Source organism: Nocardioides bigeumensis, assembly GCF_039531755.1.
GTDB lineage: Bacteria > Actinomycetota > Actinomycetes > Propionibacteriales > Nocardioidaceae > Nocardioides > Nocardioides bigeumensis.
On sequence record NZ_BAAAQQ010000001.1, the window covers coordinates 109,957 to 133,847 of the forward strand.

General features: G+C 70.6%; 23 protein-coding genes and 1 pseudogene. 12 read left to right on the top strand and 12 right to left on the bottom strand.

The genetic code is table 11. The features are described 5' to 3' along the window. Positions 1-112: 112 nt before the first annotated feature. From ABD295_RS00560 to ABD295_RS00610, 11 genes are all read right to left on the bottom strand, one after another. Positions 113-1,060 (bottom strand): NAD(P)-dependent oxidoreductase, encoded by a 948-nt coding sequence (locus tag ABD295_RS00560; RefSeq protein WP_344301533.1) that lies wholly within the window; start codon positions 1,058-1,060, stop codon positions 113-115. Then, positions 1,060-1,983 (bottom strand): NAD(P)-dependent oxidoreductase, encoded by a 924-nt coding sequence (locus ABD295_RS00565; protein WP_344301534.1) that lies wholly within the window; start codon positions 1,981-1,983, stop codon positions 1,060-1,062. Before ABD295_RS00565 ends, ABD295_RS00560 begins: the two co-directional genes overlap by 1 nt. After that, entirely contained in the window at positions 1,980-2,984 is a 1,005-nt protein-coding gene (locus ABD295_RS00570) for an Ldh family oxidoreductase (RefSeq protein ID WP_344301536.1), read from the bottom strand. Before ABD295_RS00570 ends, ABD295_RS00565 begins: the two co-directional genes overlap by 4 nt. Continuing rightward, a complete protein-coding gene (locus ABD295_RS00575) occupies positions 2,981-4,270 on the bottom strand; it encodes a lactate racemase domain-containing protein (RefSeq protein WP_344301538.1) in 1,290 nt (429 codons plus the stop codon). The genes ABD295_RS00570 and ABD295_RS00575 overlap by 4 nt, the downstream gene beginning before the upstream one ends. Next, positions 4,267-5,700 carry an FGGY family carbohydrate kinase gene (locus ABD295_RS00580; RefSeq protein WP_344301539.1) on the bottom strand — a complete coding sequence of 478 codons (1,434 nt, stop codon included), beginning with the start codon at positions 5,698-5,700 and terminating at the stop codon, positions 4,267-4,269. Before ABD295_RS00580 ends, ABD295_RS00575 begins: the two co-directional genes overlap by 4 nt. After that, positions 5,697-7,160, bottom strand: a complete 1,464-nt coding sequence (locus ABD295_RS00585; RefSeq protein WP_344301540.1) for a mannitol dehydrogenase family protein — start codon at positions 7,158-7,160, stop codon at positions 5,697-5,699. Before ABD295_RS00585 ends, ABD295_RS00580 begins: the two co-directional genes overlap by 4 nt. Next, the gene (locus tag ABD295_RS00590; protein ID WP_344301541.1) at positions 7,157-8,497 is read right to left on the bottom strand and encodes a hypothetical protein; all 1,341 of its coding nucleotides are present in this window, start codon (positions 8,495-8,497) and stop codon (positions 7,157-7,159) included. The genes ABD295_RS00585 and ABD295_RS00590 overlap by 4 nt, the downstream gene beginning before the upstream one ends. Next, positions 8,494-9,681, bottom strand: a complete 1,188-nt coding sequence (locus ABD295_RS00595) for an N-acetylglucosamine-6-phosphate deacetylase (protein ID WP_344301542.1) — start codon at positions 9,679-9,681, stop codon at positions 8,494-8,496. Before ABD295_RS00595 ends, ABD295_RS00590 begins: the two co-directional genes overlap by 4 nt. Beyond that, positions 9,672-10,439: a sugar isomerase domain-containing protein gene (locus ABD295_RS00600; RefSeq protein WP_344301543.1), complete on the bottom strand. Its 768-nt coding sequence runs from the start codon at positions 10,437-10,439 to the stop codon at positions 9,672-9,674. The genes ABD295_RS00595 and ABD295_RS00600 overlap by 10 nt, the downstream gene beginning before the upstream one ends. Continuing rightward, positions 10,436-11,143 (bottom strand): 6-phosphogluconolactonase, encoded by a 708-nt coding sequence (locus tag ABD295_RS00605; RefSeq protein WP_344301544.1) that lies wholly within the window; start codon positions 11,141-11,143, stop codon positions 10,436-10,438. The genes ABD295_RS00600 and ABD295_RS00605 overlap by 4 nt, the downstream gene beginning before the upstream one ends. A 167-nt stretch (positions 11,144-11,310) precedes the next feature. Beyond that, positions 11,311-12,276 (bottom strand): LacI family DNA-binding transcriptional regulator, encoded by a 966-nt coding sequence (locus tag ABD295_RS00610; protein ID WP_344301545.1) that lies wholly within the window; start codon positions 12,274-12,276, stop codon positions 11,311-11,313. A 182-nt stretch (positions 12,277-12,458) separates the two neighbouring features. On the opposite strand from ABD295_RS00610, the gene ABD295_RS00615 reads away from it, so the two are divergent. From ABD295_RS00615 to ABD295_RS21120, 12 genes and pseudogenes are all read left to right on the top strand, one after another. Then, entirely contained in the window at positions 12,459-14,063 is a 1,605-nt protein-coding gene (locus ABD295_RS00615; RefSeq protein ID WP_344301546.1) for an ABC transporter substrate-binding protein, read from the top strand. Between the two features lie 133 nt (positions 14,064-14,196). Then, complete coding sequence (locus ABD295_RS00620; protein WP_344301547.1) at positions 14,197-15,159, top strand: ABC transporter permease; 963 nt, start codon at positions 14,197-14,199, stop codon at positions 15,157-15,159. Next, complete coding sequence (locus tag ABD295_RS00625; RefSeq protein ID WP_344301548.1) at positions 15,156-16,064, top strand: ABC transporter permease; 909 nt, start codon at positions 15,156-15,158, stop codon at positions 16,062-16,064. Before ABD295_RS00620 ends, ABD295_RS00625 begins: the two co-directional genes overlap by 4 nt. Before the next feature lie 74 nt (positions 16,065-16,138). Further along, on the top strand, positions 16,139-17,089 hold the full coding sequence (locus tag ABD295_RS00630) for an ABC transporter ATP-binding protein (RefSeq protein WP_344301549.1): 951 nt from the start codon (positions 16,139-16,141) through the stop codon (positions 17,087-17,089). Beyond that, a complete protein-coding gene (locus ABD295_RS00635) occupies positions 17,086-18,168 on the top strand; it encodes an ABC transporter ATP-binding protein (RefSeq protein WP_344301550.1) in 1,083 nt (360 codons plus the stop codon). The genes ABD295_RS00630 and ABD295_RS00635 overlap by 4 nt, the downstream gene beginning before the upstream one ends. 5 nt (positions 18,169-18,173) lie before the next feature. Further along, positions 18,174-19,841, top strand: coding sequence for a LamG-like jellyroll fold domain-containing protein (locus tag ABD295_RS00640; RefSeq protein WP_344301552.1), 1,668 nt, complete (start codon positions 18,174-18,176; stop codon positions 19,839-19,841). Further along, on the top strand, positions 19,838-20,512 hold the full coding sequence (locus tag ABD295_RS00645) for a GntR family transcriptional regulator (protein WP_344301553.1): 675 nt from the start codon (positions 19,838-19,840) through the stop codon (positions 20,510-20,512). Before ABD295_RS00640 ends, ABD295_RS00645 begins: the two co-directional genes overlap by 4 nt. Continuing rightward, positions 20,509-21,261, top strand: coding sequence for a bifunctional 4-hydroxy-2-oxoglutarate aldolase/2-dehydro-3-deoxy-phosphogluconate aldolase (locus ABD295_RS00650; RefSeq protein ID WP_344301555.1), 753 nt, complete (start codon positions 20,509-20,511; stop codon positions 21,259-21,261). Before ABD295_RS00645 ends, ABD295_RS00650 begins: the two co-directional genes overlap by 4 nt. A gap of 133 nt (positions 21,262-21,394) precedes the next feature. Beyond that, positions 21,395-21,598, top strand: a complete 204-nt coding sequence (locus tag ABD295_RS00655) for an MFS transporter (protein ID WP_344301556.1) — start codon at positions 21,395-21,397, stop codon at positions 21,596-21,598. 177 nt (positions 21,599-21,775) lie between these two features. Continuing rightward, complete coding sequence (locus ABD295_RS00660) at positions 21,776-22,009, top strand: hypothetical protein (protein ID WP_344301557.1); 234 nt, start codon at positions 21,776-21,778, stop codon at positions 22,007-22,009. A 41-nt stretch (positions 22,010-22,050) separates the two neighbouring features. After that, the gene (locus tag ABD295_RS00665) at positions 22,051-22,314 is read left to right on the top strand and encodes a hypothetical protein (RefSeq protein ID WP_344301558.1); all 264 of its coding nucleotides are present in this window, start codon (positions 22,051-22,053) and stop codon (positions 22,312-22,314) included. Then, positions 22,242-23,014 (top strand): annotated as a pseudogene (locus tag ABD295_RS21120) (PP2C family protein-serine/threonine phosphatase). Before ABD295_RS00665 ends, ABD295_RS21120 begins: the two are co-directional and overlap by 73 nt. Positions 23,015-23,210: 196 nt before the next feature. Here the strand turns inward: ABD295_RS21120 and ABD295_RS00675 are convergent. Then, on the bottom strand, positions 23,211-23,849 hold the full coding sequence (locus tag ABD295_RS00675) for an SRPBCC family protein (RefSeq protein WP_344301560.1): 639 nt from the start codon (positions 23,847-23,849) through the stop codon (positions 23,211-23,213). Between the last annotated feature and the right edge of the window lie 42 nt (positions 23,850-23,891).

The following is a 23,891-nucleotide window of genomic DNA, read 5'->3' on the forward strand; positions in this document are numbered from 1 at the left end:
ACCTCGACCTCGGGATGCCCCTGCCACTGGGAGGTCATGACGTTGAGGTAGCGCTCGACGGGCGACCTGCCCTCAGATGACCGGCGATGTCTTGGCGGCGAGGTCGAGAGTGTCATGACAGTCGACCGCTGCGACGCAGGAGCTCCAAGATACGTCCTGCTGCGCCACCATGCAGCTCGGCATCGGACTGCTGCGAGATCGCAGCCATGTGCGGCGTGAGGATCACGTTGGGGAGTTTCGTGATCGCATCGTCGTACGGCGGCGGTTCGGTCGCCCGGACGTCGAGGGCTGCGCCGGCCAAGCGCCCGGACGACAAGGCCTCGCTGAGTGCTCCTTCGTCGACAAGTCCGCCGCGAGCAACGTTGACGATGCTCGCGCCGTGCCGCATGGCCTCAAACGCGGCCGCATCGAGGATCGGCCCCTCCCCCGTCGAGAGTGATGCGCACAGCACGAGCATGTCGCTCGTGGCGAGCAGCTCCTCCCAACCGACCAGGTCCGCCGAGGGCACCGGCGACGAGGTGATGTTGGGGTCATGACCGACTACGACGCACCCCAGGGCAACGCACGCGGCGGCGACGGCTGACCCGATGCGACCCATCCCGACTACTCCCACGCGAAGCGTGGACAGCCGCCGGAGCTCGCCGAAGCCCTGGATCGACGTGAGGTCCCACGTCCCCGCACGTCCCGCCGCGGCGAACGATGGCAACGAGCGGTTCAGCGCGAGGATCAGCGCCAGGGCGTGGGTCGCGACCTCCTCGGTGCAGAAGCCCGGGACGTTGGTGACGGGCACGCCGGCGGCTGCTGCGGCAGCCGAGGAGACAGCGTTCATCCCCACGCCGTAGCAGACGATGCCGACGCAGCGGGGAAGCCTGCCGAGGACGTCATCAGGCATGCCTGAGCACACCACCACGACATCGGCCTCGACAAGCGCTGCGTCGCGTACGACATCGTTCTCCGGCACCACGAGCCGCACCCCGGCGCGGGACAGCAGGTCCCGTTCCACCTCGTAGTCCCAGGGGATCTCGATGATCGGGTCGTAGACCAGCACCGTGGGAGTCATCAGGCCTTCCCCTCGGCGCTCACCAGCGCGTCGTCCGGCGCTTCTCCGCGAAGCACCGCGACCACCTGCGCGACCACTCGGGCCGACGTGGTGTCGATCGCGTGCTGCGAGTGTGAGGCCCGGTGAGGGGTTACGCGCAGGAGGTGGCTGACCGCCGGGTCGGCCAGGGGGGAATCGTCGTCGAGCTTGTCGACGTCGCTGCGGTAGGCCGCCACGCGGCCGTCCAGCAGCGCTGACTTCAAGGCGTGCGCATCGACGAGCGAGGACCTCGACGTGTTGACGAGGACGAGACCGCGCTTCACCCGACCGAGCCACTCATCGTTGACCACCTTCTCGCCGCCAGGTCGGTGAAGCGAGACCACGTCACAGCCGCCCAGCTCGTCCGCCGAGATACCGCGGGCCCCGGCCGCCTCGAACGCGGCGCTGGGCAGATGCGGGTCGTGGGCCATCAGCTCGCAGCCGAGGGCCCGCAGCCGGACCGCGAGGCGGGACCCGATCCGTCCCAGGCCCCACAGACCGACGCTGAGCGTCGACAGGTCGCGCCGCGGGGCGCTGGTCGTGGTCCAGCCGTCCAAGCACAGCGCGAGCGCGAAGTCGGCCACCGCGGCGGCGTTCGCCCCTGGCGTGTGCGTGACCCAGACGCCTCGTGACCGGGCAGCGTCGAGGTCGACATTGTCGTAGCCGGTCCCGTAGCGCGCGACGAGCTCCAGCTTCGGGGCGAGATCCAGGTGTTCCCGGGTCACCGGTGCGGTGCCGGCGATCCAGTGTGTCACCGTGCGCAGGGTCGAAGCGGTCCCAACGAGGTCGTGATCGCTGTGCCCGATGGTGACCCGGGCACCCGTTCCCTCCAAGGCCGCGCGCTGGTCCACCGTGGCGGAGGAGAAGGTCCTGCTGGTCACGAGCACATGGGCCGCCTGCGTCATGACCCGCCCGTCCGTGCGAGGAGGTCGTCCCACAGCGACGCGTCGAGCGACACCGTCCCGGTGGTGTGGGAGCGATGCCGAGCCTTCGCGGCACGGTCACCGGGAACGCGAACCGGGTGGGCGGGGTCCGCGGGCCGGCTGTCGCGGAGCTCCTCGACGAGCCGCCCCGCGTCCAACATCACCAGGTCCCTGGGACGGAACTGGTCCACGGGCGCGACCACGAGGAGCAGACCGTCGGTGCCGGGCGCGGCCAGGCGGCCCACCTTGGCCCCGAGCATCGCGCCTGCGAGCAGCTCGACGACGAGGCCAAGCCCGTAGCCCTTGTGCGCTGCCATCGGCAGCTGGGCACCGGAATCCGCTGCCAGAGGATCCGTCGACGACCGGCCGGCGCTGTCGATGACCGTGCCCTCCGGCGCGGGTCGCCCCGCCCGCGCGAGCAGCTGGAGGGTGCCGTAGGAGACCGCCGCCGTCGAGATGTCCACCGTCACCGGGTCGGCGTCCGTGGGAAAGGAGACAGCCAGAGGGTTCGTGCCCAGCACCGGGTCGATCCCACCAACCGGCGCCACGCCGCTCTCGCACGCCACCATGCACAGGCCGATACGTCCGCCTCGGGCCACCTGGTCGGTGAAATGGCCGAGAGCCCCGGTCGTGCCGGCGAAGCCGGTCACCCCGACCGCCGCCACCGACGTCGCCTCTGAGGCCATGGCCAGTTCGACGGCGCGCTGGGCGGCGAGCAGGCCGGGCGCACCGTTCGCTTCGACCGACCAGGCAGAAGGACCGTGCTGGCGCGTCTCGAGTCGTGTCGGCCCGTCGAGTCCTTCGAGGGCCGCTAGCAGCCCGGCGAGCCGCTGCAGCCCGTGGCTGGTCCGGCCGGACACCTCCGCGTCGACGAAGTAGGCGGCCAGCCGGACCGCGTCGGTCTCCGACAGGACCGTGGCGGACAACAGGCGGGTCAGCCGGTCGCGCAGCTCGTCAACGGCGACCACGGTCGCGCGGGTCACGTCCGGTCCTGGGTCCGAAGCCGGTAGAGCTGCTCGCCGGCGTGCGGCACGACAAGGCACCGGTCATCGGCCTCCGCGGCGAAGGTCGCCGGGTCGACGGTCGCGGGGTCACGCCACCCGAGCCCGGCGCTCTCGCAACGCTCGCGCGAGATGCCCGTGGCCAGGACGACCGTGATCCGGCTGCGCTCGCCCGCAACGGAGTCGTAGCTCCCCGAGCCACGAAGGTGGGTCGAGTGGGCGAGGATGCCCCACGGCTCATCGCGGAAACGCTCCCACTGCTGGAGGAAGTAGTCGACGACGTGGTAGCCGATCCGGTCGAGTACCTCGCCGTGCGAGACGGAGAACTCGGTGATGTGCGGGGCGTAGATCGTCAGCACTCCGCCGTCGGCCATCACCGGGTCGAGCTTGTACATCCCCTTCGCCCCGGTCCACAGGTCGGCGTACATCCGGGGCATGACCGCGAGGGCACGGTCGTAGGGCTCGTCCACATAGGCGACGTGCAGCTGCGCCGACCACTCGGAGGCCTGCCGCCAGGCACCCTCCGGGGTGCCGACCGCGACCCCACGGATGCGCCCGCCGGGTCCGGTCACCACGGCGACGCAGTGGCGGGTCGCGCTCAGCAGTCCGGCAGCCTCGTCGATCAGTGCCCGCACGGGCGTCACCCCCGGCGTTCCGATGAGGTGGGTCGACCCGATCAGCGCGCCGAGCCAGTGCGTCCGGGCGATCATGTGGCTGCCCGACACCCCGGGGAAGAGGTACTTGTTGCCGCCCGAGAAGCCGACGACCTCGTGCGGGAACACGGGGCCGACGACGACCACGTGGTCGGCCGAGGCGACCCGGCCGTTGACGTCGACCGGGATCGCCTCGCTGAGCAGGCCGCCGCTGAGGTCGGCTACCCGGTCCTCCGCGATGGTTCCCACCGGGACCAAGCAGCCAGGCTCGTACCACTCGTGGTTGCCGATCCACGTGTGGGGGAACCGTGCTGCCCACTCCGGCGCCGGCACGCCGATCATCGCGCCGATCTCGTCGTCGCTCATCGGCTGGTGGGTGCCGAGCGCGACCACCACGTCGACCTCGCAGTCCCGAGCGAGCAGCAGGTCGACCACGGCCGGAACCAGCACTGTGAGGTCGACGGTGCGGGTCGCGTCGGGGATGAGCACGGCAACCCGCCCACGGGGCTGTGCTGTGCCGGTCAGGCCCTCGGCGACGATGGCCGCGACGCTCTCCGCCGCGAGGTCGTCCCCTCCGGACCAAGCCGCGCTGCGCAAACCCTCTTGTGAGCTCATCCGATCGCCTCCTCGCGGGCGCCCAGGTACTCCTCGAAACGCCGGTCCCAACGTCCGGCCAGCTCGGGTACGGCGGCCAGGGACTCCAGGGGCGGCGTCCACGCCAGTCCGGCCGCCTGGGCCGCGGCCCCGACCGCGGTGACTTCGGGCTCGGTCACCAGACACATGTGCGGGCTGCCGAGCTGGGCCCCCAGCCGCCGCTGCCACCAACGGGACGCGGTCACCGCACCACCGCCGAGCAGCACGCGGCTGGCAGGCCGTCCGGCTTGCTCCTCCAGGTTCGCGATCCCGAGCCGCAGCTCGAACCCCAGCCCGTCGAGCAGCCCCGCAAGGAGCCCAGCCGCGGTGACCTGCGCGCTCAGCCCGGTCCAGCGCCCGGAGCGCAGCTCCGCCGGGTTGCCCGGCCTGGGACCGTACAAGTAGGGGACTGCGATCGGGATCGCCCGCTCGGGGACGGCGGCGAGCAATGCTTCGAGCTCGTCGGGGTCGGCGGGGAGCCGCAGCACCTCCTGCGCCCACGCGAAGAGGTTGCCGCCGCCGCTCCACGCCTGGCCGGTCACCACGGTCTCGTCGTCGACGAGATACCTCCAGCAACCGCGCTGGAGCCGACCGGCCGAATCCCGGCGCTCCAGGAGGCGGGCCGCCGCGGAAGTGCCCACGGTGATGGTCAGGTCGCGGCCCGGCACCGCCCCGGACCCCACGGTCGCAGCCGCCCCGTCGCCGACGGCCACGTGCCATGGCACGCGAGCCAGCTGTGGGTAGCGCCGTGCGAGCGTCGGCCCGCCGGGGAGAGCCTCGCCGCTCGGCGCCAGCTCAGGGAGCTCTCCCGTGGCGATACCGGCCACGTCGAGCGCGGCGGGGTGCCACGCGAGCTCCGCCAGGTCGAGCAGCCCGGTCCCCGAGGCGATCGAGGCCGACTCGGTGCGGCGGCCGACGAGCGCCTCGAGCACGTGACCGGCAATGCTGACCAGCACGGCACCGCGGGGGACGGCCCCGGAGGCGCGAAGCCACGGGACCCGCAGGGTCCAGTAGAGCGTCGCGAGCTCGCAGCCGGTGGCCAGCCGCAGCCGCTCCGCCTCATCGGTCGTGATCCCGGGAGCGCACAGCTCCTGGTTGCCGGCCCACGTGAAGACGGGTGTCACCGGGTCCCCCCGTCCGTCGACGACGAGGAGTGAGTGCCACTGCGACGCGACCGCCACCCTCGTCACACCGTCCAGCGACCCGGCGTCGCGGAGCTCGTCCAGACAGTGGTGCACCGCAGCGACGTACGTGTGAGGGTCGAGGGTCGCCGCACCGTCGGGGCGAAGCTCGATGCGGACCTGCCGACGCGACAGCGCCCGGACCCGGAGACCCGCGCCGGCGTCGAGCACCAGCGCCCGCACCGACGACGAGCCCAGGTCGAGCGCGAGGACGTGCTCCGCCGAGCTCACAGGAGCCCCTGCAGGACGGCACGGGGTCGGTCGCAGCGCAGCGCGGAGAAGACCTCGGTGACCCGGTCAGCGAAGGGTGCGACGTCACCGGCAGGCACCAGACCCGCGGCAGCGAGCGCGTCCCGAACGGCGCGACGTACGTCCTCGTCGCGCAGCGCCGCCCGCACCACGCGGCCGTGCGGGTCGGTCACGCCGGCGGCCGCGCCGAGGGCGACGGGCGCCAAGGGGTCGTTGAGCCTCAACCATGCCGCCACCGCAGCCGCGGACAGCGCGAGCTCGCCCGGGTCCGCCGACCCCCGGGCCAGCGGAAGGACGCGTTCGCCCAGCTTGAGGGACGAGTCCGATGCGATCTGGCCGAGCCGGTGCCGCAGCCCCGGGCTGGCGAGCCGGGTGCGCACGCTAGCGGCGTACGCCGCCACCTCCGCGGGCACTCCGGGGCAGGAAGGCGCGCCCTCCCGATCGTGGAAGGCCGTGACCGCAGCCGCGAGGTCCGGATCGTGCATGGCGGCCGCCACCGTCTCGTGCCCGAGCAGCAACCCCCAGCAGGCGACCAGCGTGTGGGCGCCGTTGAGAAGGACCAGCTTGCGCTGCTCGTACGGCGCGACGTCGTCCACGAGTCGGACGCCGACGTCTGTCCATGGTGGCGCAGACGCCGCGAGCACGTCCTCGACGACCCACTCCCACCACTGCTCCGTCGCCACGGCGCAGCGGTCCTCGGCGCCGAGCAGGGCCGCGGCGTCTGCGACGTCCTCGGCGGAGGGGCGTGGGGTCAGTCGGTCGACCAAGGTGGAGGGGAACGCGACGTCCGACGCCAGCCACGAGTGGTAGGCCGGCGGCGCTCCCGCCGCCTCGGCGAAGCCGGTGACCAGCGTGCGCAGCAGCTCGCCGTTGGAGCGGAGGTTGTCGCAGGACAGCAGCGACACCGGCGCGGCGTGCCTGCGCCAACGTGCGAGCAGCCCGGCGTGGATGACGCCTGGGAGTGACGCTATGGAGACACCGGCGCCGGCCAGGTCTGAGGCAACGGCGGGGTTCGACAGATCGAGCCGGCGAGCGGAGTCCAGAGGATGGTGTGCCTCGGACACCGTGATCGTGGCGACGGTCACCTCCTCGCGCACCAGGGCATCGGCGAACCCTGCCCGGTCACCGACGGCACCGAGGACCCCGAGCACGCGGACCGTCCCCGGCCCGTGGTCATCACGAACCAGCACACTCGTCAGCAGGTCCTGGTCTGCCAACATCGCGACGGTCTCGGTCCCGCGAGCGGCGTACGCGCCGATGCCCCAACCATCGCCGGCAGACCCGCAAGCCGCCGCGAGGTCGGTCACCATCGCCTGGTGGGCCCGGTGGAACGGACCGGGTCCCAGGTGGGCAACCCGGACGTCTCCGGGCGTGGCCCGCCACTCCGGAGCCGGCACGTGCAGTCGGTCCACGGTCGCCGACGAGAGCCGGGGCGGGGTCACGGCCGGTCCGGTACGGGCTGCGGGGGGAGGCTCGAGAGCGCCGACAACGCGGTTTCCACAAGTAGGGGCCCGCAGGCGGGGGCGAAGCACTGGGCCTGGCCGTAGAAGAAGTGCGCCTCCTCCACCTCGTAGCCGCCGGCGTCGTACTCCGCGGGTGGGTAGGGCAGATAGCCGGGCACGCCGTTGGCGTAGCCGAGGACCAGCACGTCGCGCCCGGCCGCCCCGGCGCGGATCTCGGAGGAGAAGCCCACGAACGGCTCTCCGGGGAGGGTGACGACGTCGAGGGCGCCCCACGCCAGCGCGGTCACCGCCACCGTCGGAGCCCTGGGCAGGTCGCCCTCGACCGCGCGCTGGGCCCAGGTGGTGCGCGCTCGCAGCACCACGGCGCGGTCCACGCTCGGGTCCTCGGCCAGCTCCCGTTCCCCGTCGCTGACCAGCGCGGCCAGCTCGCCGGGCGTGGGCAGGGCGGCGTGGGTCAGCGGCAGCTGTGTCGTGACCGCCCCGACGCGGGCGGCCGCCGACGTCTCGATGCCGTCGGCGACGCTCGCAGCGACGTCACCGACCCGCCGGCCGAGTCGCTCCGCCGCCTCGAAGGTCCGGCCGGCCGCCGCTGACAGATCCATGCTGGCGTGCGCCGAGTGGCCGGTGTTGACCTGCCCGCAGCAGCCCTGGAGGAAGATCGCCGTCGCCCCGGGGACGCTCTCCTCGACCGCGCGGCGTGCATAGCCGGGCCAGTCCGCGGAGAACAGCAGGTTGCCCGCGCCCAGGACGACCGGGTGACAGCTGTAGGAGAACAGCACCGCCAGGGGGTCACCTGCGTCGGTGTCGATCCGCACGACCGTGACCTCGGGGTCCACCGGCCCGGCCGGGTCCCGGCGATTGTGGGCGACGGTGTGCTCCTCGCCGCGCCCGTGGCCCCATCGAGCCGGGCGCCGCGACATCCACGCGAGCTCCGCCGCCTCGGCCACGGCGGACTCGACGCGCGCGGCGACAGCCGGGTCGCAGCCCGGGCCGAGACCGTCGGGCGTCACGTGGGGACCGGCGTGCGTGTGGGTCACGGCGACCACGACAGCCGAGGGCGGCAGGCCGGTACGCCGCGCGATGTCGGCCCGCAGCCGGTCGGCCTGGCTCACCGTCAGCGCGACCAGGTCGGCCACGACGACGACGCTCGCGACCGGGCCGGCGCTGACCGCGACGGCTCGCGCAGTGAGGGGATCGTGGGCAGCGGTCGCCAGCTGAGTGCGCGCGCCGAAGCCGGACATCGCCACTCCCCCGCCGGGCGTGAAGTCGATCGTCGCGACGCCTGCCAGGAGCCGCTCGTCCTCCCAGCCGGTCACGACGCCGCCCAGACCGTGCGACCGCGGACGACGGTCTCCTTGACGGTGAGCGACCCGGTGGCCTCGTCCCAGTCGCCAAGCAGGAGGTCGGCCCGAGCGCCCGGGTCGAGCCCACCACGGCCGAAGGCCCGCTCGCCCAGCACCGCGGCCGGACGAGCACTCACCGCGGCGGTGACCTCGGCGGCTTCGGCGACCCGCGCGGCCCAGGCGTTGGCGAGACCGGAGCGCAGCGACGCGGCCGCACCGGCCAGGTAGTCGGTCCCGATCATGCCCAGTCGGCCGGCGGCGTCGAGCTCGACCTCGCCGCCGATGTGCGTCCGGTAGCGGCCCGGCGCCAAGCCGCCGACCGACGTCGTGTCGCTGACCAGGAACCACCTCCCGGCGCCCTTGGCCCGGATCATCGTCCGCAGGGTCGCGAGGTCGACGTGGTGGCCGTCGGCGATGAACATCGCGGTCAGCACGTCGTTCCCAAGCTGCTCCCACACGAGGTTGGGGTGCCGTTTCAGCAGGGCGGGGATGCCGTTGCCCAGGTGGGTCGAGAGCGTGGCGCCGGCGGCCACGGCCGCGTGCACGTCCTCAGGCTCGGCCAGGCTGTGGCCCACCGAGACCAAGACGCCGCGTTCTCGTGCCGCGGTCGCGAGCCCCGTCGCCCCCGGGATCTCGGGGGCGATGGTCAGGAGGGCGACGTCGCCGGCGGCGCACAGCTCGGCCAGCTCGCCGGCGTCTGGCGGGCGCACGTGCTCGACGGGGTGGGCGCCGCGAGCCCCGTCGACCGGTGAGATCCACGGCCCCTCGAGGTGCACGCCGAGCAGCGCGTCGGCCACCGCCTCGTCGGCGCGCGCCGCGGCGGCGAGCGCAGCGACCGACTCGCGCATCTGCGCGGCGGGTCCGGTGATCACGGTCGGGCAGAAGCCGGTGACGCCCTCGGCCCACAGCGCCTCGACCACTCGGCGTACGACGCCCGGGTCGAGACCCGGGGAGCTGAAGTCGACGCCCGCGTAGCCGTTGACCTGGAGGTCGAGGAGTCCGGGGACGAGCACCGGATGACCTGCGGCGAGGTCTCGCCAGCCCTCGTCAGGCACGGGGGTGAGGACCTCGACGGCGGCGATCCGGCCGTCCTCGAGGTCGGCGGAGGCGACGCCGACCCCGGGGACGAGCCCGGTGACGCGCCGGCTCACAGCCACCGGACGCGGTGCTTGAAGTGGTCGATGAACCACGCGTTGCGCTCGTCGCCACCGGGCGCGTTGGCGCTGGTCCAGATCGTGGGGCGCACGCCGCGCGCGGACACCAGGGTGGTGGCGGTGGCCATCAGGCTCTGCAACACGAACGCGTTGGCGAACGTCGAGACCGCCCCCACGCGCTCCTCCACCCCGTCGAGGGCGAGCAGGGCGTCGCCGACGGGCACCTTGGTGTCGACGTGGAGATCGACGACGTCGTGCAGGTTCTGCCGCGTGGGATGGCGCGCCGGATGTCCCTCGGGGATCGACTCGGCGTGCACCCGCGAGCTGACCCCGATGACGGTGACGCCTCGCTCGCGCGCGGTGAGCGCGGCATCGATGAGCGTCGCGTTTATGCCGTACGCGTTCACGAGGATCAGCAGGTCGCCCTCGGCGAGGCGGTTGTCCTCGATGACGAGGCGGCCGTAGCCCGGGGCTCGCTCGGCGTGCATCGAGCGCAGGGCCCCGTTGGACAGCAGCGTGCCGGCGTCGAGGATCGCGGAGACATTCACGACGCCTCCGGCGCGGAAGAAGATCTCCTGCGACGCGAGGTTGGAATGGCCGCCTGGCCCGTAGACGTGCACCAGCTCGTCGGCGCAGATCTTGTCGGCCACGAGCTCCGCGGCTCGCTCGACGGACGCCTGCTGCTCCGGGGTGTTCAGCGATTCCAGGTGGGCGACCACCCCGCCGAGGTAGGCGTCCATCACTTCCCTTGCCGCGCTCATCGCGAGCCCGCCTCGGCCGTCGCGGGCGTGGAGGCAGCGGCCGGGTCGAGGTAGAGCGTGGCGTCGTCGTGCATCTGGAGGGCGGAAGCCGGGACCGACGCCTTGACCCCGGGATCCAGCGCGCCGGCGATGGCGGCGGCCTTGTGCGCACCGGTGGCGGTCACGACCACGGTGGCGGCCGAGAGGAGCTGCGGGACGGTCACCGTCAGGGCTGAGGTGGGGACCTCGTCGAGCGAGGCGAAACAGTCGTCGTCGACCTGTTGCTGGCGCGACAGCTCGTCGAGGACGATCTCGCGGACTGCAACTGTGTCGTCGACCAGCCAGTGATAGGGCTCGTTGAAGGCGAGGTGACCGTTGACCCCGATCCCCAGGCAAGCGAGGTCGAGCGGCCCTACGCGCAGGAGGTCGGCGTACCGCGCCGCCTCCGCGGACGGGTCCGCCGACGGGTCGATGAGCCGGGCGTCGACCGGCACGTGGTCGAAGAGCCGCGTGGCCAACCAGCGCCCGAACGCCTGCGGTGCCTGCGGGTCGATCCCGATGTACTCGTCCACGTGGAAGGCCTCGACCTGGGCCCATGGCACGTCGGCGGTCCGTAGCTCCTCGAGGAGCTGCTCCTGCGACGGGGCCGAGGCGAACAGCACCCGCGCGGTGCCGCGGGCCGCCACCGCATCGCGCAGGACGCGCGCGGCGTGCCGGCCAGCCATGTGCCCAGCCTCCGCGACCGAGTCGGCGACCACGACCGCGGGGCTTCCTGCGTGGCCTCCGACCGGCTCCGGACCGGCGGAATCGACGTGCGCTCCCACTCGGGGACCTCCCAGCAGACGGTATGGATGCAACCGGTTGCAACCTTTGTGGATGCAACCGGGGCCCGTCAAGGCCTGGGACCGGTCGATATTCGCTCGACGAAGCTGCTCGGGATGGCGGTGAGACCCACCGCCAACTCGGTGTCAACGAGCGCGGCCAGGGCGGCGGCGGCGAGCTTGGCCGGGGCAGACGCGATCGACGAGAGGGCGGGGTTGAGCATCGAGGACAAGATGACGTCGTCGCAGCCGAGAACACTGAGCTCGGAGGGGACCGACACACCGCGAGCCGCCAGCTCGACCAGGACGCCGGAGGCCATGACGTCGTCGAAGGCGACGGCGGCGGTAGCGCGCGAGTCGAGCAGGGCAGCGACTGCGGCGCGTCCGCCCTCCGGGGTCGCGGGGTAGCTGCCGGTGTCGTGGATCTCGAGGCCGTGCTCGGGGGCGGTGGCGTGGAGCAGCGACCGGCGTCGGCTGTTCATCCACGAGTCGGCAGGACCGCCGAGGTAGGCCACGCGCTCGTGGCCGAGCTCAGCCAGCCGCCCGAGGGCGACGTCGATGGCGGGCGCGTCGTCGACGATCACGTGCGGAAGCAGCCTGCTGGCGCGGTTGATGAGCACGCCCCGCGTGCCGGCCAGCGCATCGCGCAGCACGTTGGAGGCCGCGCGCGGCGACACCATGACGATCCCGTCCACCTGCTCGCGCAACCGGAGGAGCGCCTGCCGTTCGCGGTCGAGGTCCTCCCCGGTATCGACCAGGAGAACCGACTGGGACTGATGCCACGCGAGGTTCTCCACCGCACGCACCAGCGGCGGGAAGAACGGGTTGGTGATGTCCGGGACGGTCAAGCCGATGGCGCCGGTGGTGCCCCGCGCCAGGCCGCGTGCGTTGCGGTTGGGCTGGTAGCCCAGCTCCTGCGCGGTGGCGAGGATCTTCGCCCGCACCTCCGCGCGCACCAGGTCGGGGCGCGAGAAGGCCCGCGACACCGTCGACGGCGAGACGCCGCAGTGCTCGGCGATGGAGTAGATCGTGGCCATGGTGATCCTCGGGACGATGCCGCCGCATCCGGTGGCTGCGGGTCACCCTACGCAGCGGGCTCCGCAGAATTCGGTGTCGATGATGAAACTTCTGTTGCAACATTGTTTCAGTGATTGACGAACAGATCGCTCTCTCCTACTGTCGCCAGCCAACGTCGACCTTCTCACGAGAGGCTTCACCGATGCGACGCTTACGATGGCTGAGCTTGCTCCTTCTCGGGCCGTTCCTTCTCGCGGCATGCGGTGGCGATTCCTCGGATGGAGGTGGCGGGGACGGCGGCGACACGACCCTGCGGGTCACCCGTGACGGCCCGATCTTTCCCGTGTTCCACCCGGTGCGGGCCACCGACAACACCTACCCGCTGCTTTACCTGATCTACAGCAACCTCGTGCACCTCGAGTCCGACGAGAAGACGGTCATCCCGGACCTGGCCGAGAGCTGGGAGGCCTCTGCGGACGCCACGACGTTCACCTTCACCCTCGCCGATGGCGTGAAGTGGCAGGACGGCGAGGCGTTCACCGTTGACGACGTCGCCTTCACAGCCTGGTGGGGGGCGCGCTACCCCGACGCCTTCCAGGGACTCCCGATGGTGTGGACGCAGATCGAGGGCGCGGAGGAGACCGCGGAGTCCGGCGCCGAGCTCTCCGGTGTCGAGGTCGTCGACGACAAGACCATCCGCTTCACGCTCTCGGCTCCCAACGCCGACTTCCTCCAGGCCCTGGCCAACGCACCCAACGTGATCGTGCCCAAGCACATCCTCGAGAACGAGGACGCCGACACGATCGAGAAGGTGTCGGCCACGACGGAGAGCCCGATCGGGACCGGGCCGTTCAAGCTGACCGAGTACGCCGCCGACCAGTACGTCCAGTTCGAGGCCAACGCTGACTACTTCAAGGGCGCACCCGCCGTCGACCGCATCATCTGGAAGATCCTCCCTGTCGAGCAGATGGCGACCCAGCTGGAGTCCGGCGACCTCGACATGGCACTTGGCCTCGACCAGTCCAACCGGGCCAACCTCGAGGGGGTGGAAGGCATCGAGCTCGTCGAGTCGACCTCGGTCGGCATGGTGGGTCTGTACACACGCACCGACGCGCCCTACCTGCAGGACAAGCGCGTCCGCCAGGCGATGTACTACGCGATCGACCGCCAGGGGCTGATCGACAACCTGCTCGACGGTGCCGCCGAGCTGCTGTGGAACCCGCCCGGCATCAACTACGAGAACCTCAACCAGTACGCCTACGACCCCGACGCCGCCCGTGCCCTTTTGAAGGAGGCCGGCTGGGACGAGAACCAAGTGCTGCAGGTCGTCTACTGGAAGGACATGTCCAACGCCGCCAAGGTGCTGCCGATCATCCAGGAGCAGCTGGCGGAGGTCGGGATCAAGGTCGAGCTCAACCCGCTCGAGATCGACGACTGGGACGACATGGTGACCAACCCCGACCGGCGCACCGAGTGGGACCTGGACCTCGAGTTCGGCGGGTCCTTCGGCCTCGGACCCGATCAGAGCTCGCGCAGCTACGGCAACTGCGAAGGTCCGAAGGTGCAGACCGGCTTCCAGGACTGCGCGCTCGCCCAGCTCTTCGTCGACGGCCGCGCCACGACCGACCAGGCCGAGCGAGACCGGATCTACGGTAAGGCGGCGGCGATCATCAACGACGCCGCGGACGCGATCTACCTGTGGCAGCCGATTCTGCTGACGCCCGTCTCGTCGAAGGTCGGCAACCTGGAGGTCTACCCGTTCGACCGGCACAGCTTCATGCGTGCCAACGAGTGGACGATGGACTGACAGCAGCCCCGATGGTGGCGGTTCCGGCCCGGGTCGACCAGGCCGGGACCGCCACCCTGTCCACGACGAGGAGCAGACCCGTGATGAGTCCGCTGGCAACGGAGCCGACGGCGCAGGCGACGGAGGCCAACCTGTGGCGACCCTGATCATCCGGAGGCTCGGGCAAGCGGTCCCGTCGCTGTTCATCATCACGTTCATCGGTTTCGCCCTTCTCTCCCTCGCGCCGGGTGACCCCCTCACGGCACGACTCGACAGGGAGGCGCTGGTCCGCATGACCCCCGAGCAACGCACCGAGGCGCGCGAGGCGCTCGGCCTGGACGAGCCCTTCCCCGTCCAGTACTGGCACTGGCTCACCGACCTGGTCCAAGGCGACGTCGGCTACTCCATCGTCTCCGGTCGACCGGCGCTGGAGGAGATCGGCGACCGGGTCGAGCCGACCCTGATCCTGCTCGTGGCCGCGATCGCCATCGCCGTCGCCGTCGGGGTCCCCTTCGGCATCCTCGCGGCGCGCAGACCCAACGGGTTCCTCGACCGCACCCTGACCGGGGCGGCGGTCGCGATGATCAGCACACCCACCTTCATCGTCGGCCTGGTGCTTATCTACGTCTTCGCGATACGTCTCGACGTCCTACCTGCGGGTGGCATGGGAGTGGCAGGAGAGCCCCCCAGCACGTCCCAGACCTTCCGGCACGCGATCCTGCCCTCACTTGTCCTCGGGCTGGCGAACGCCGCCCCCCTCGCTCGGTTCGCCCGGTCCGGGATGCTCGAGGTGCTCGCCTCCGACTACGTGCGGACCGCGCGGGCCAAAGGGCTGAGCGGTCGCGCGATCATGATGCGCCACGGTCTGCGCAACGCTTCGCTGCCGCTGATCACCCTCATCGCGCTGCTCATCCCCGACCTCGTGGCGGGGGCGGTCATCACCGAGCAGGTCTTCGCCTGGCCCGGCATGGGCCGCCTGGTCGTCTCGTCGGCGCAAAGCGCCGACCCCGCCGTGATGATGGCGATCATCGTGATGGTGGCGGTGGTCGTGATCCTCGTGAACCTCGCCGCGGACATCCTGTACGTGTTCGTCGACCCGAGGCTGCGGGTGTCATGACCCAGGAGATCGAGGCCGGCGCTGCAACCCTGTCCGAAGCGCCCACCGCCCGGCGCGCTGGCGACCTGCTGCGCGACATCGCCGCCAACCGGTTCGCCCTGGCGGCGGCGGCGTTCTTGGTCCTGATGGCGTTGCTCGCGTTCATCGGACCGCTGGTACTGCCTCTGGAGCCGTACAAGACCAACCTGTCCCGACTCGACGAGGGGCCGAGCTGGGACCACCTGCTGGGCACCGACCAGTCGGGGCGCGACACCTTCGCCCGCTGCATCCTCGGCGCGCGGACGTCACTCATCGTCGGCTTCAGCGCGGTCGCGATCTACCTCGTGATCGGCACGCTGCTCGGCAGCCTCGCGGGCTACCTCGGCGGCGTGGTCGACATGATCGTGTCCCGGACGGTCGACGCCCTGCTGAGCATTCCACTGCTGCTGCTCGTGACGGTCTTCATCGCCTTCCTCAAGCCGGGCGTGCTCACGGTCATCCTCGTCATCGGCCTCCTGGGCTGGCCGCCGACTGCCCGCATCACCCGCGCGGCGACGATGTCGCTGCGGGAGTCCGACTTCATCATCGCCGCCCGCGTGTCCGGGCTGACCAAGAACCGGATCATGCGCGGGCACGTCCTGCCGAACCTGGCCGCACCGCTCATCGTCGTGGCGTCACTCGGGATCGGCACCGCGATCCTGCTCGAGGCAGCACTCGGCTTCCTCGGCCTTGGTGTGCGCCCGCCAACGCCGAGCCTCGGCGTGATGGTCACCGAGGCCAAGGACCCGGTCATCCTGCGCAACAGCCCGTGGATCTGGATGCCACCGGCGGTGCTGCTCGCGCTCCTGGTCATGGCGGTCAACGTGGTCGGCGACGCGCTGCGCGACGTGCTGTCGCCGCGGCAGGGCGGGACGGCCGGCCTGTGAGCGCGAACGTGGCGGCCCCGTCCCGCCCCACCACCGACGAGCAGACTCCGGTCCTGGAGATCGAGGAACTTCACGTGACCTTCCGTTCCCGTCGCCGCGACGTACGCGCGGTGCGCGGGGTGTCGCTCAAGGTCCAGCGCGGAGAGGTGCTCGGCATCGTCGGCGAGAGCGGCTGTGGCAAGAGCACCACCGCGTTGGCCGTGACCCGCTTGCTGCCGACGACGGCCGAGATCGTCGCCACCCGCATCCGTGTCGCCGGCGTCGACCTGACCTCGCCCTCGGTGCGCGACCTGACCAAAATCCGCGGGGCCAAGGTCGGCATGATTTTCCAGGACCCGACGTCGAGCCTGAACCCCTCGATGACCATCGGTGACCAGATCGCCGAGCCGCTGCGGCTTCATGCGGGTCTGGGCCGGGCCGAGGCGGCGCGCGCCGCCGCCGAGCTCCTGGGACGGGTCGGGATCGCCGACGCGCAGCAGCGTGTCGGCGACTACCCCCACCAGCTCAGCGGCGGCCAGCGGCAGCGCGTGATGATCGCGATCGCCGTCGCGTGCACCCCCGACCTGATCCTGGCCGACGAGGCGACCACCGCACTCGACGTGACCGTCCAGGCGGAGATCCTCGACTTGTTGCGAGGACTCCAGCGCGACACTGGTACCGCCCTCGTCTTCGTCTCGCACGACCTGGGCGTGGTGGGTGACTTCGCCGACCGGGTCGCTGTGATGTACGCCGGGCAGATCGTCGAGCTGCGCGACGTTCGTGACCTGCTCAGCCGGCCTCGGCACCCTTACACCGCCGCTCTGCTCGAGTGCGCGCCCCGGATCGGCACAGCCCGCCGACTGCCGACGCCCATCCTCGGTGGCCCGCCCGATCTCGGGCGTCCCGTGGTCGGCTGCGCCTTCCGTGCTCGCTGCGCGCGTGTCGTCGAGCGCTGCGCGACCGACGACCCCGGACCGGAGCTGGAGCGGATCGGCGCCGCCTGCTGGAACCCGGTCTCCTCCGTCAGCCAAGGGAGCGCTTCGTGACCGCGGAGGTGCCGACGAGCCAGGAGCAGGAGCCTCCGGTCGTCTCGGTCTCCGATCTGGCCGTGTGGTTCCCGCGGCGAAGCGGGCCGCTACTGCGGCGCACGGGCTGGAACCAGGCCGTCGAGGGCGTCAGCTTCAGCATCCAGCGCGGACGCACCCTGGCGCTCGTCGGGGAGTCGGGGTCGGGGAAGAGCACCACCGGGCTTTCGATCGTCCGCATCCAGAAGCCGACCCGGGGATCGATATCGCTTCTCGGCCGTGACATCAGCAACCTCGAGGGACGCGAGCTGCGCCGGATCCGCCGGCACATGCAGCTGATCTTCCAGGACCCGACCGGGAGCCTGAACCCGAGACGCACGGTCACCCAGGTCCTCGACGAAGTGCTACGAGCCTGCGGCCTGCGCGGCGAAGCCGTCGCTGCGCGACGCGCTCAGCTGCTGGCCCAGGTCGGCCTCGACAGCCACCACTGGTCGAAGTACCCCCACGAGCTGAGCGGCGGCCAGCGCCAGCGGGTCGGGATCGCCCGTGCGCTCGCCACCAGTCCGGAGCTGGTCGTCTGCGACGAGCCAGTCAGCAGCCTCGATGTGTCGATCCAGGCCCAGATCATGCAGCTGCTCGCGCGGCTGCAGTCCGAGCTCGGCGTGGCCTACCTCTTCGTGTCCCACGACCTCGCGGTCGTGCAGGCGCTCGCCCACGAGGTGGCCGTGATGCACCGTGGCCGGCTGATGGAGATCGGCTCGGTCGACGAGGTCTTCGAGCGCCCGAGCCACCCCTACACCGCGGCGCTGCTCGCCGCGGTGCCGCGCGGGAACCCCGACCTGTCCCGGAGCGAGCGGATCGTGCTGCGATCCGAGGCGTCGTCGGCCGAACCGGCGACCGGCTGTCCGTTCCGCACGCGCTGCTGGGCCTACCTCGCGCTGGACCGTCCTGACGACTGTGAGCAGATCGCGCCTCCCGCGGTCGTCCAGCCTGCAGCGCACGAGCCGTCCTCGGCGGCCTGTCACCACGCGGCCGAGGTCACGGTGATGGCCGTCGACGAGCTCGCCCCCCTCCGCTCCGACCCACCCGTCAGGAAGTGATGCCCATGACCCGGTCCTCCCGCCTGCTCGGCCATTGGCCGCTCTCGGTGGACGCCCTCGACGCGTCTCCGCGGGGGCTGCCGTCCGTGCCGTCCGGCGTGGGGTTCGTCTCCGACCCCGCCGTCGGCTCGTGCGCCGTCTTCGAGCGCGGTGGGCGGATCCGCGTGCCCAGGTCCGCACTCGCCGGTTTGGCAGGCGAGCTGACCGTGTCCGCATGGATTCGGGTGCCCGACCGCGCGTACGACGTGCTCGGGACGATCGTGTCCGGGTTCGACCCCGAGACCCGTCAAGGGTTCGAGCTCGGGCTGCAGGACGGAGTGTCGACCTGCAGCCAGCACAACGTCGCCAACCTCGAGTTCGGCGTCGACTGGGGGTCCGCGCCGCGCTGGGCCGACTGCGGCCGTGTCGGGGACGGCGTGGGGGTGTGGGCGCTGGCCGTCCACGACGGCGCCCTCTACGCAGGTTCGCTCGGCGCCGACGACCGCGGCCACGTCCACCGTTACGCCGATGACCGCTGGGACGATCTCGGTGCAGTCGGCCCCGCCAACTCAGTGACGGCGCTGGCGTCGTACGACGGGTCACTCTTCGCCGCGACCAGCCGCTACCGCGCGGGCGGCTCGGGCCTCGTCGAGTCGGCCAACGACGCCCCCGGCGGCGAGATCTACCGGCTGGACGGCGATGCCTGGGTACCCGCAGGTCGGCTGCCCGACGTCGACTCGATCAGCGGCTTCGCCGTCCACGGGGGCGAGCTCTATGCCTGCGCGCTCTACCAGCGCGGGGTCTTCCGGTACACCGGTGACGGCTGGGAGAGCTGCGGCGACCCGGGGCGACGGCTGCTCGCGCTGGGAATGTATGACGGCCACCTGCTCGGCGCCGGCAACGACCACCCCAGCGTCGACGAGGCCATCGCCAAGACCGCTCGCGGCGAGGTGATCCCGCCGCAGGACGGATTCGGCGGCGGGGTGTTCGCGATGACGGGCCCCGGCACGTGGAGCTCCCTGGGCTTTCAGCGAGACACCACGCAGGTCTACTCGCTCGCGGTCGCCGGCGACCGGCTGCACGCCTCGACCTGGCCCAATGGACTGGTCTACCGCTACGCCGGCGATGGCTCCTGGGACCACCTCGGCCGGCTCGGCGACGAGACCGAGGTGATGGGGCTGATCACCTACAACGGTGTCCTCTACGGCGGGACGCTGCCCCACGCACAGGTCTACAGGCACGCTGGTTCGGATCGGTGGGACTTGGTCGGCACTCTCGACGTGGCGCCCGACGCGTTGTACCGCCGAGCCGCCGGCCTTGCTGTCTACGATGGTGATCTCTTCTGCGGCACTCTGCCCTCCGGCCGGGTCCACCGCATGGCTACCGGCAGTGTGGTCACCCACGATCGCTCCCTGGGTCCGGGCTGGCACCACGTCACCGCGACTCAGGGTGGGAGGGTGACTTCCCTGTACGTCGACGGGAGACTCGTGTCCGAGCGTCGCGTGGATCCGGCCGTGCACTGGAGTGCGGCCGAGGCACGCACCGACCTGTTGATCGGCACCGGGACCAGGGCGACCTTCGCGGGCGGACTGCGGGAGGTGCGTGTGTACGCCGAGGTCCTCGGTGCCGAAGCGGTCGAAGCTCTCGCCACGCAGGACGACCCTCGCCTCACCCGAGAGGAACCGGTGCGATGACGGCGTCCCAGGCGAACATCGGCAGGGTGTCGACGAGCGAGGCCCTGGTCTCCCAGCTCAAGGAGATGATCCTCCTAGGGACCCTGCCTGTCGGAACTCGGCTCACCGAGGTTGACATCGCCGAACGGTACGGCGTGAGCCGCCAGTCGATCCGGCTAGCGTTCTCGGAGCTCAGCCGGCTGGGCCTTTGCGAGCAGCGGCCGCACCGCGGCGTGTGGGTGCGTGACCTGCAGCCCGTCGACATCGAGGACCTCTACTGGATGCGCTTCGTCCTGGAGTCGGAGGCGGTCGCCCACGTGGCGCTGGAGCCCGTTACCTGGGCGCGTCTTGAGCGGTGCGTGGTCCGGATGGAGCGACTCACACCGGCATCGGAGTGGAGCGAGGTGATCACAGCCGACTGGGCGTTCCATCGCGAGACGGTCGCCTGCCTCGGAAGTCCCCGGCTGAGCAGGGCGCACGACCAGCTGGAAGGGGAGACCTCTCTGTCGTTCATGCGGTGCGCTCCTGACGAGGACGTCACGAGCGTGGCGCGGCTGCACCGAGAGCTGCTCGACGTCATCCGAACCGGCGACAGTGAGGCGGCGGTGGAGAACCTTCGTCGACACCTGGACATCAGCAAACGGGTGGTGCTCGACCGCAGGCTTGACTCTGCACCCGGCAGCACACGATGAACCACGTCGACGTCTTGTCGGCGTTCGCCGCCCAACGGGTGATACCCGTCCTGCGGTCGTCGACCTTGGCAGACGCGTTGGCGACGGCCCGGGTCCTGGCTTCCGAGGGGCTTGCTGCTGTGGAGCTGACGACCTCGGTGCCCGACGTGCTGACTGGTGTGGAAACGCTGCGCCGTGAGGGGCTGGTCGTCGGCCTCGGCACCGTCCGTGACGCGGCGACTGTCGGGGCGGCGGCACAGGCGGGAGCGGCGTTCGTCGTCTCCTACTTCCATCCGGAGGAGTTCATGCCCGCGGCTCGCGAGAGCGGCGTCCTCGGTATCCCTGGAGCCTTCACACCGCACGAGCTGCAGGCCGCGACCTCCGCCGGCGCCACGCTAGCCAAGCTCTTTCCTGCTTGGCAGTCGTCACCTCGCCTCATCCAGGATCTCGCGCCGCTCATGCCGAGTCTCCGACTGTTTCCCTCGGGCGGACTCGATGCCTCTGCAGTTGGGGCATGGCTCGACGCTGGCGCTGCGGCCGTCGGTGTCGGCTCAGACCTGGGCACGGTGGCCGACCATGGCAGCGACGGGGTCAGGGAACGAGTCCGGACGTTGCTGGCCGTTCTTCCTCAGACGCGTGCACAACAAGCCTTCGCGGATCCGCAGTTGCTCGCTGACGTGGTCTCAGCAGAAGCGGACCATCGAGAAGCCGAACATCACAAGACCGGGGGTGCCCTCTTCGGGCCCCTCTCCGTCAACAGGACGATCTAGAGAGTGCACGCTTCTCTAGGCCGAACTAAATGGAGTGCCTGGGGTCAGGACCCTTGCAAAAGGCATGGGTCAGTCAGTCAGTGATGATCTCTGAGATCTTCCCCGTGGGGCTGCGCAGCAAGGCCATGTCGGTGTGCACCATCGTCAACTGGGAGCGAACTTCCTGGTGGCTCAGACCTTCCTCACCCTCAGCGGCGCGTTCACCCGCCAGGGCGTCTTCTTTTTTTACTCCGCCATCACCGTCGCGTCGATCGTCTTCTTCAGCCTCCGAGTTCCCGAGACCAGCGGCCGAACGCTCGAGGAGATCCAGTCCGAACTCGTAGACGACGTCGCCTGACGCCAACGATCTGACAGCTCCTTGGCGACAGGCACCCGCGTCGGCGGGTCGCTCGCCAAGCTTCAGAGCCGTTCAGAAACGCCGCCAGACCCGGACCGCCACACCATGGACGTACGGGTTGAGACGGCATCGCGTCTCGAAACGAGAGCTGGGCGGAACGTCGAGTAGGTTGCGTCCATGTCGGACAACGGGCCCCACCGCAGCATGTTGCGCGCCCTGGACGAGGCACGCTTCGACAGCATCGTCAACGTCCTGCAGGGAATGCTCGCCGAACACTTCGACGCAAGGGACGTGCGCGTGCTGTTGGTCAACTACCAGCTCTCCGCGCTACGACGCTTGAGCGGCGGTGGTCACCCCGACACGCTCGACGACTCTGCCGCCGGCGACGCGTCACGACACAGGAACCCGTAGTCCTCGACGGCACGTCCGCCGGGACGCAGGTGTACCTGCCTATGAGCGTCGGCGGTAACCGCATCGGCGTACTGCAACTCACCACGTCAGGCCCGCTGGCCGAAGATCAGCTCGATCAGCTCACCGATCTGGCCACCCTGGTCGGCTACGCGCTCAACGCGACCAGCAACCAGACAGACCTCCTCCACCGCGCTGCTCGATCAGAACGCATGACCCTCGCAGCCGAACTGCAGTGGCAACTTCTGCCTGCTCGCGGGCGCATCGCTCCGGAATATCAGATCGCCGGCCACCTCGAACCCGCCTAGCCGTCTACGCTGACAACTTCGACTGGTCCGAGAACGAGGACCATCTGTTGGTCAGCATCACCGACGCAGCAAATCACGCACGGACCACGCCACCGCTCACCACACTTGCAGTCACAGCAGCTCGCAACGCTCGTCGCGCCGGATTGGGAATCGTCGACCAGGCGTGCCTGACCGATCAAGCCATCTACGCCCACCACCGCGGCGCCCACTCCGTCGCTACCCTGCTCATGAGCGTCGACATCGCCACCGGCCGGGCAACCGTCGTCAAAGCCGGCTCACCGGATCTCATGTCGCTGCGGAATGGCACCCAACAGTCGGTCGAGCTCACCGAACAGATCCCTCCAGGAATTTCGAGGGCAGCGAGTACGGGACCCGGTCGTTCGGCCTAGTCACCAACGACCGCCTACTGCTCATGTCGGACGGAGTCACCAAAGCTCTGTCAAGACACAGCGGATCTCAACCGCACGAACAGCTGAGTGTGATTCTCGACAGAACCGCCGCCCAACCACCGACGCGCGTGGTGAGAGCAATCATCGACGCGCTGATCGACCATCCTGGCGACACGAGCCTCACCGACGACGCGACCGTCGTCTGTCTGGACTGGAGGGGCCCAAGAGAAGCGACTGACCTTACCGTCACCGACCAAGACTTCGCGGCTCCCGATAGCCAACCGCCACTCCACGTGATACGCGCTACTTGACCCCTCAAGCCGCGGCCGCTGCAGTCCCCGGCCGAGATTTCCGCAAGGCTCCCGCTCGAAAGTCGCCAAAACGGCGGCTGAGCTGCACGCTTGCGCCTCGGCGCTCTGCAGCGTCAGCCGCCATTGCGCGTTGGAGCGGCTCTCCAGTTGTGGGTGGCGCGGCGGGTCGGTGATGGGTGCGACACGACCCACACCGTCAGGCGGCAGGGCGGCGCCGGGTCCAGAGGAAGACGCCGATGAGCAGGAGCACCACGGCTGCCGGCGGGGCGAAGCGCTTGGCCAGCGCAGGCCCCAAGAGCTTCCCGAAATCAAGCGTCTCGACTGACTGTGCCCTACCAGCGCTACCAGTTCCGGGCTCGGGGCCCTGGGTGGCGTCGGCGCCCGCGACGCCGCCCGAGCCGGCATTCGACCCGGAGTGACCACCCAGCTGCTCGGAGAGGCGGTCGACGAACTCGAGCAGCAGGCGGTCGGACACCTCTGTGATGACGCTGCTGCCGAACTGGGCTGCACGTCCGCTGATGGCGAGGTCGGTGACGACCTCGACCTCGGTGCCGTCGGGCTGCGGCGCAAGCGACATGGCGACGTTCACGTTGGCCGTGCCGTTGCCGCTGCGGTCGCGTCCCTTCGCGACCACCGAGGCTCGGTAGTTCTCGGCGTCGCGGGACGCGAAGGCGCCCGAGCCGACGTACCTCATGACGATGGGCCCGACCTTGAGACGAACCGTCCCGGCGAAGGTGTCGCCCTCGACCGAGTCCATCGACGCTCCCGGGAAGCACAACGCCACCCGCTCGAGATCGTTCAAGGCGGCCCACGTCTCGTCGATCTTCGCCGGCACCGCGAACCTATGCTTTAGTTGCATTCCACTCCTCGAATGACG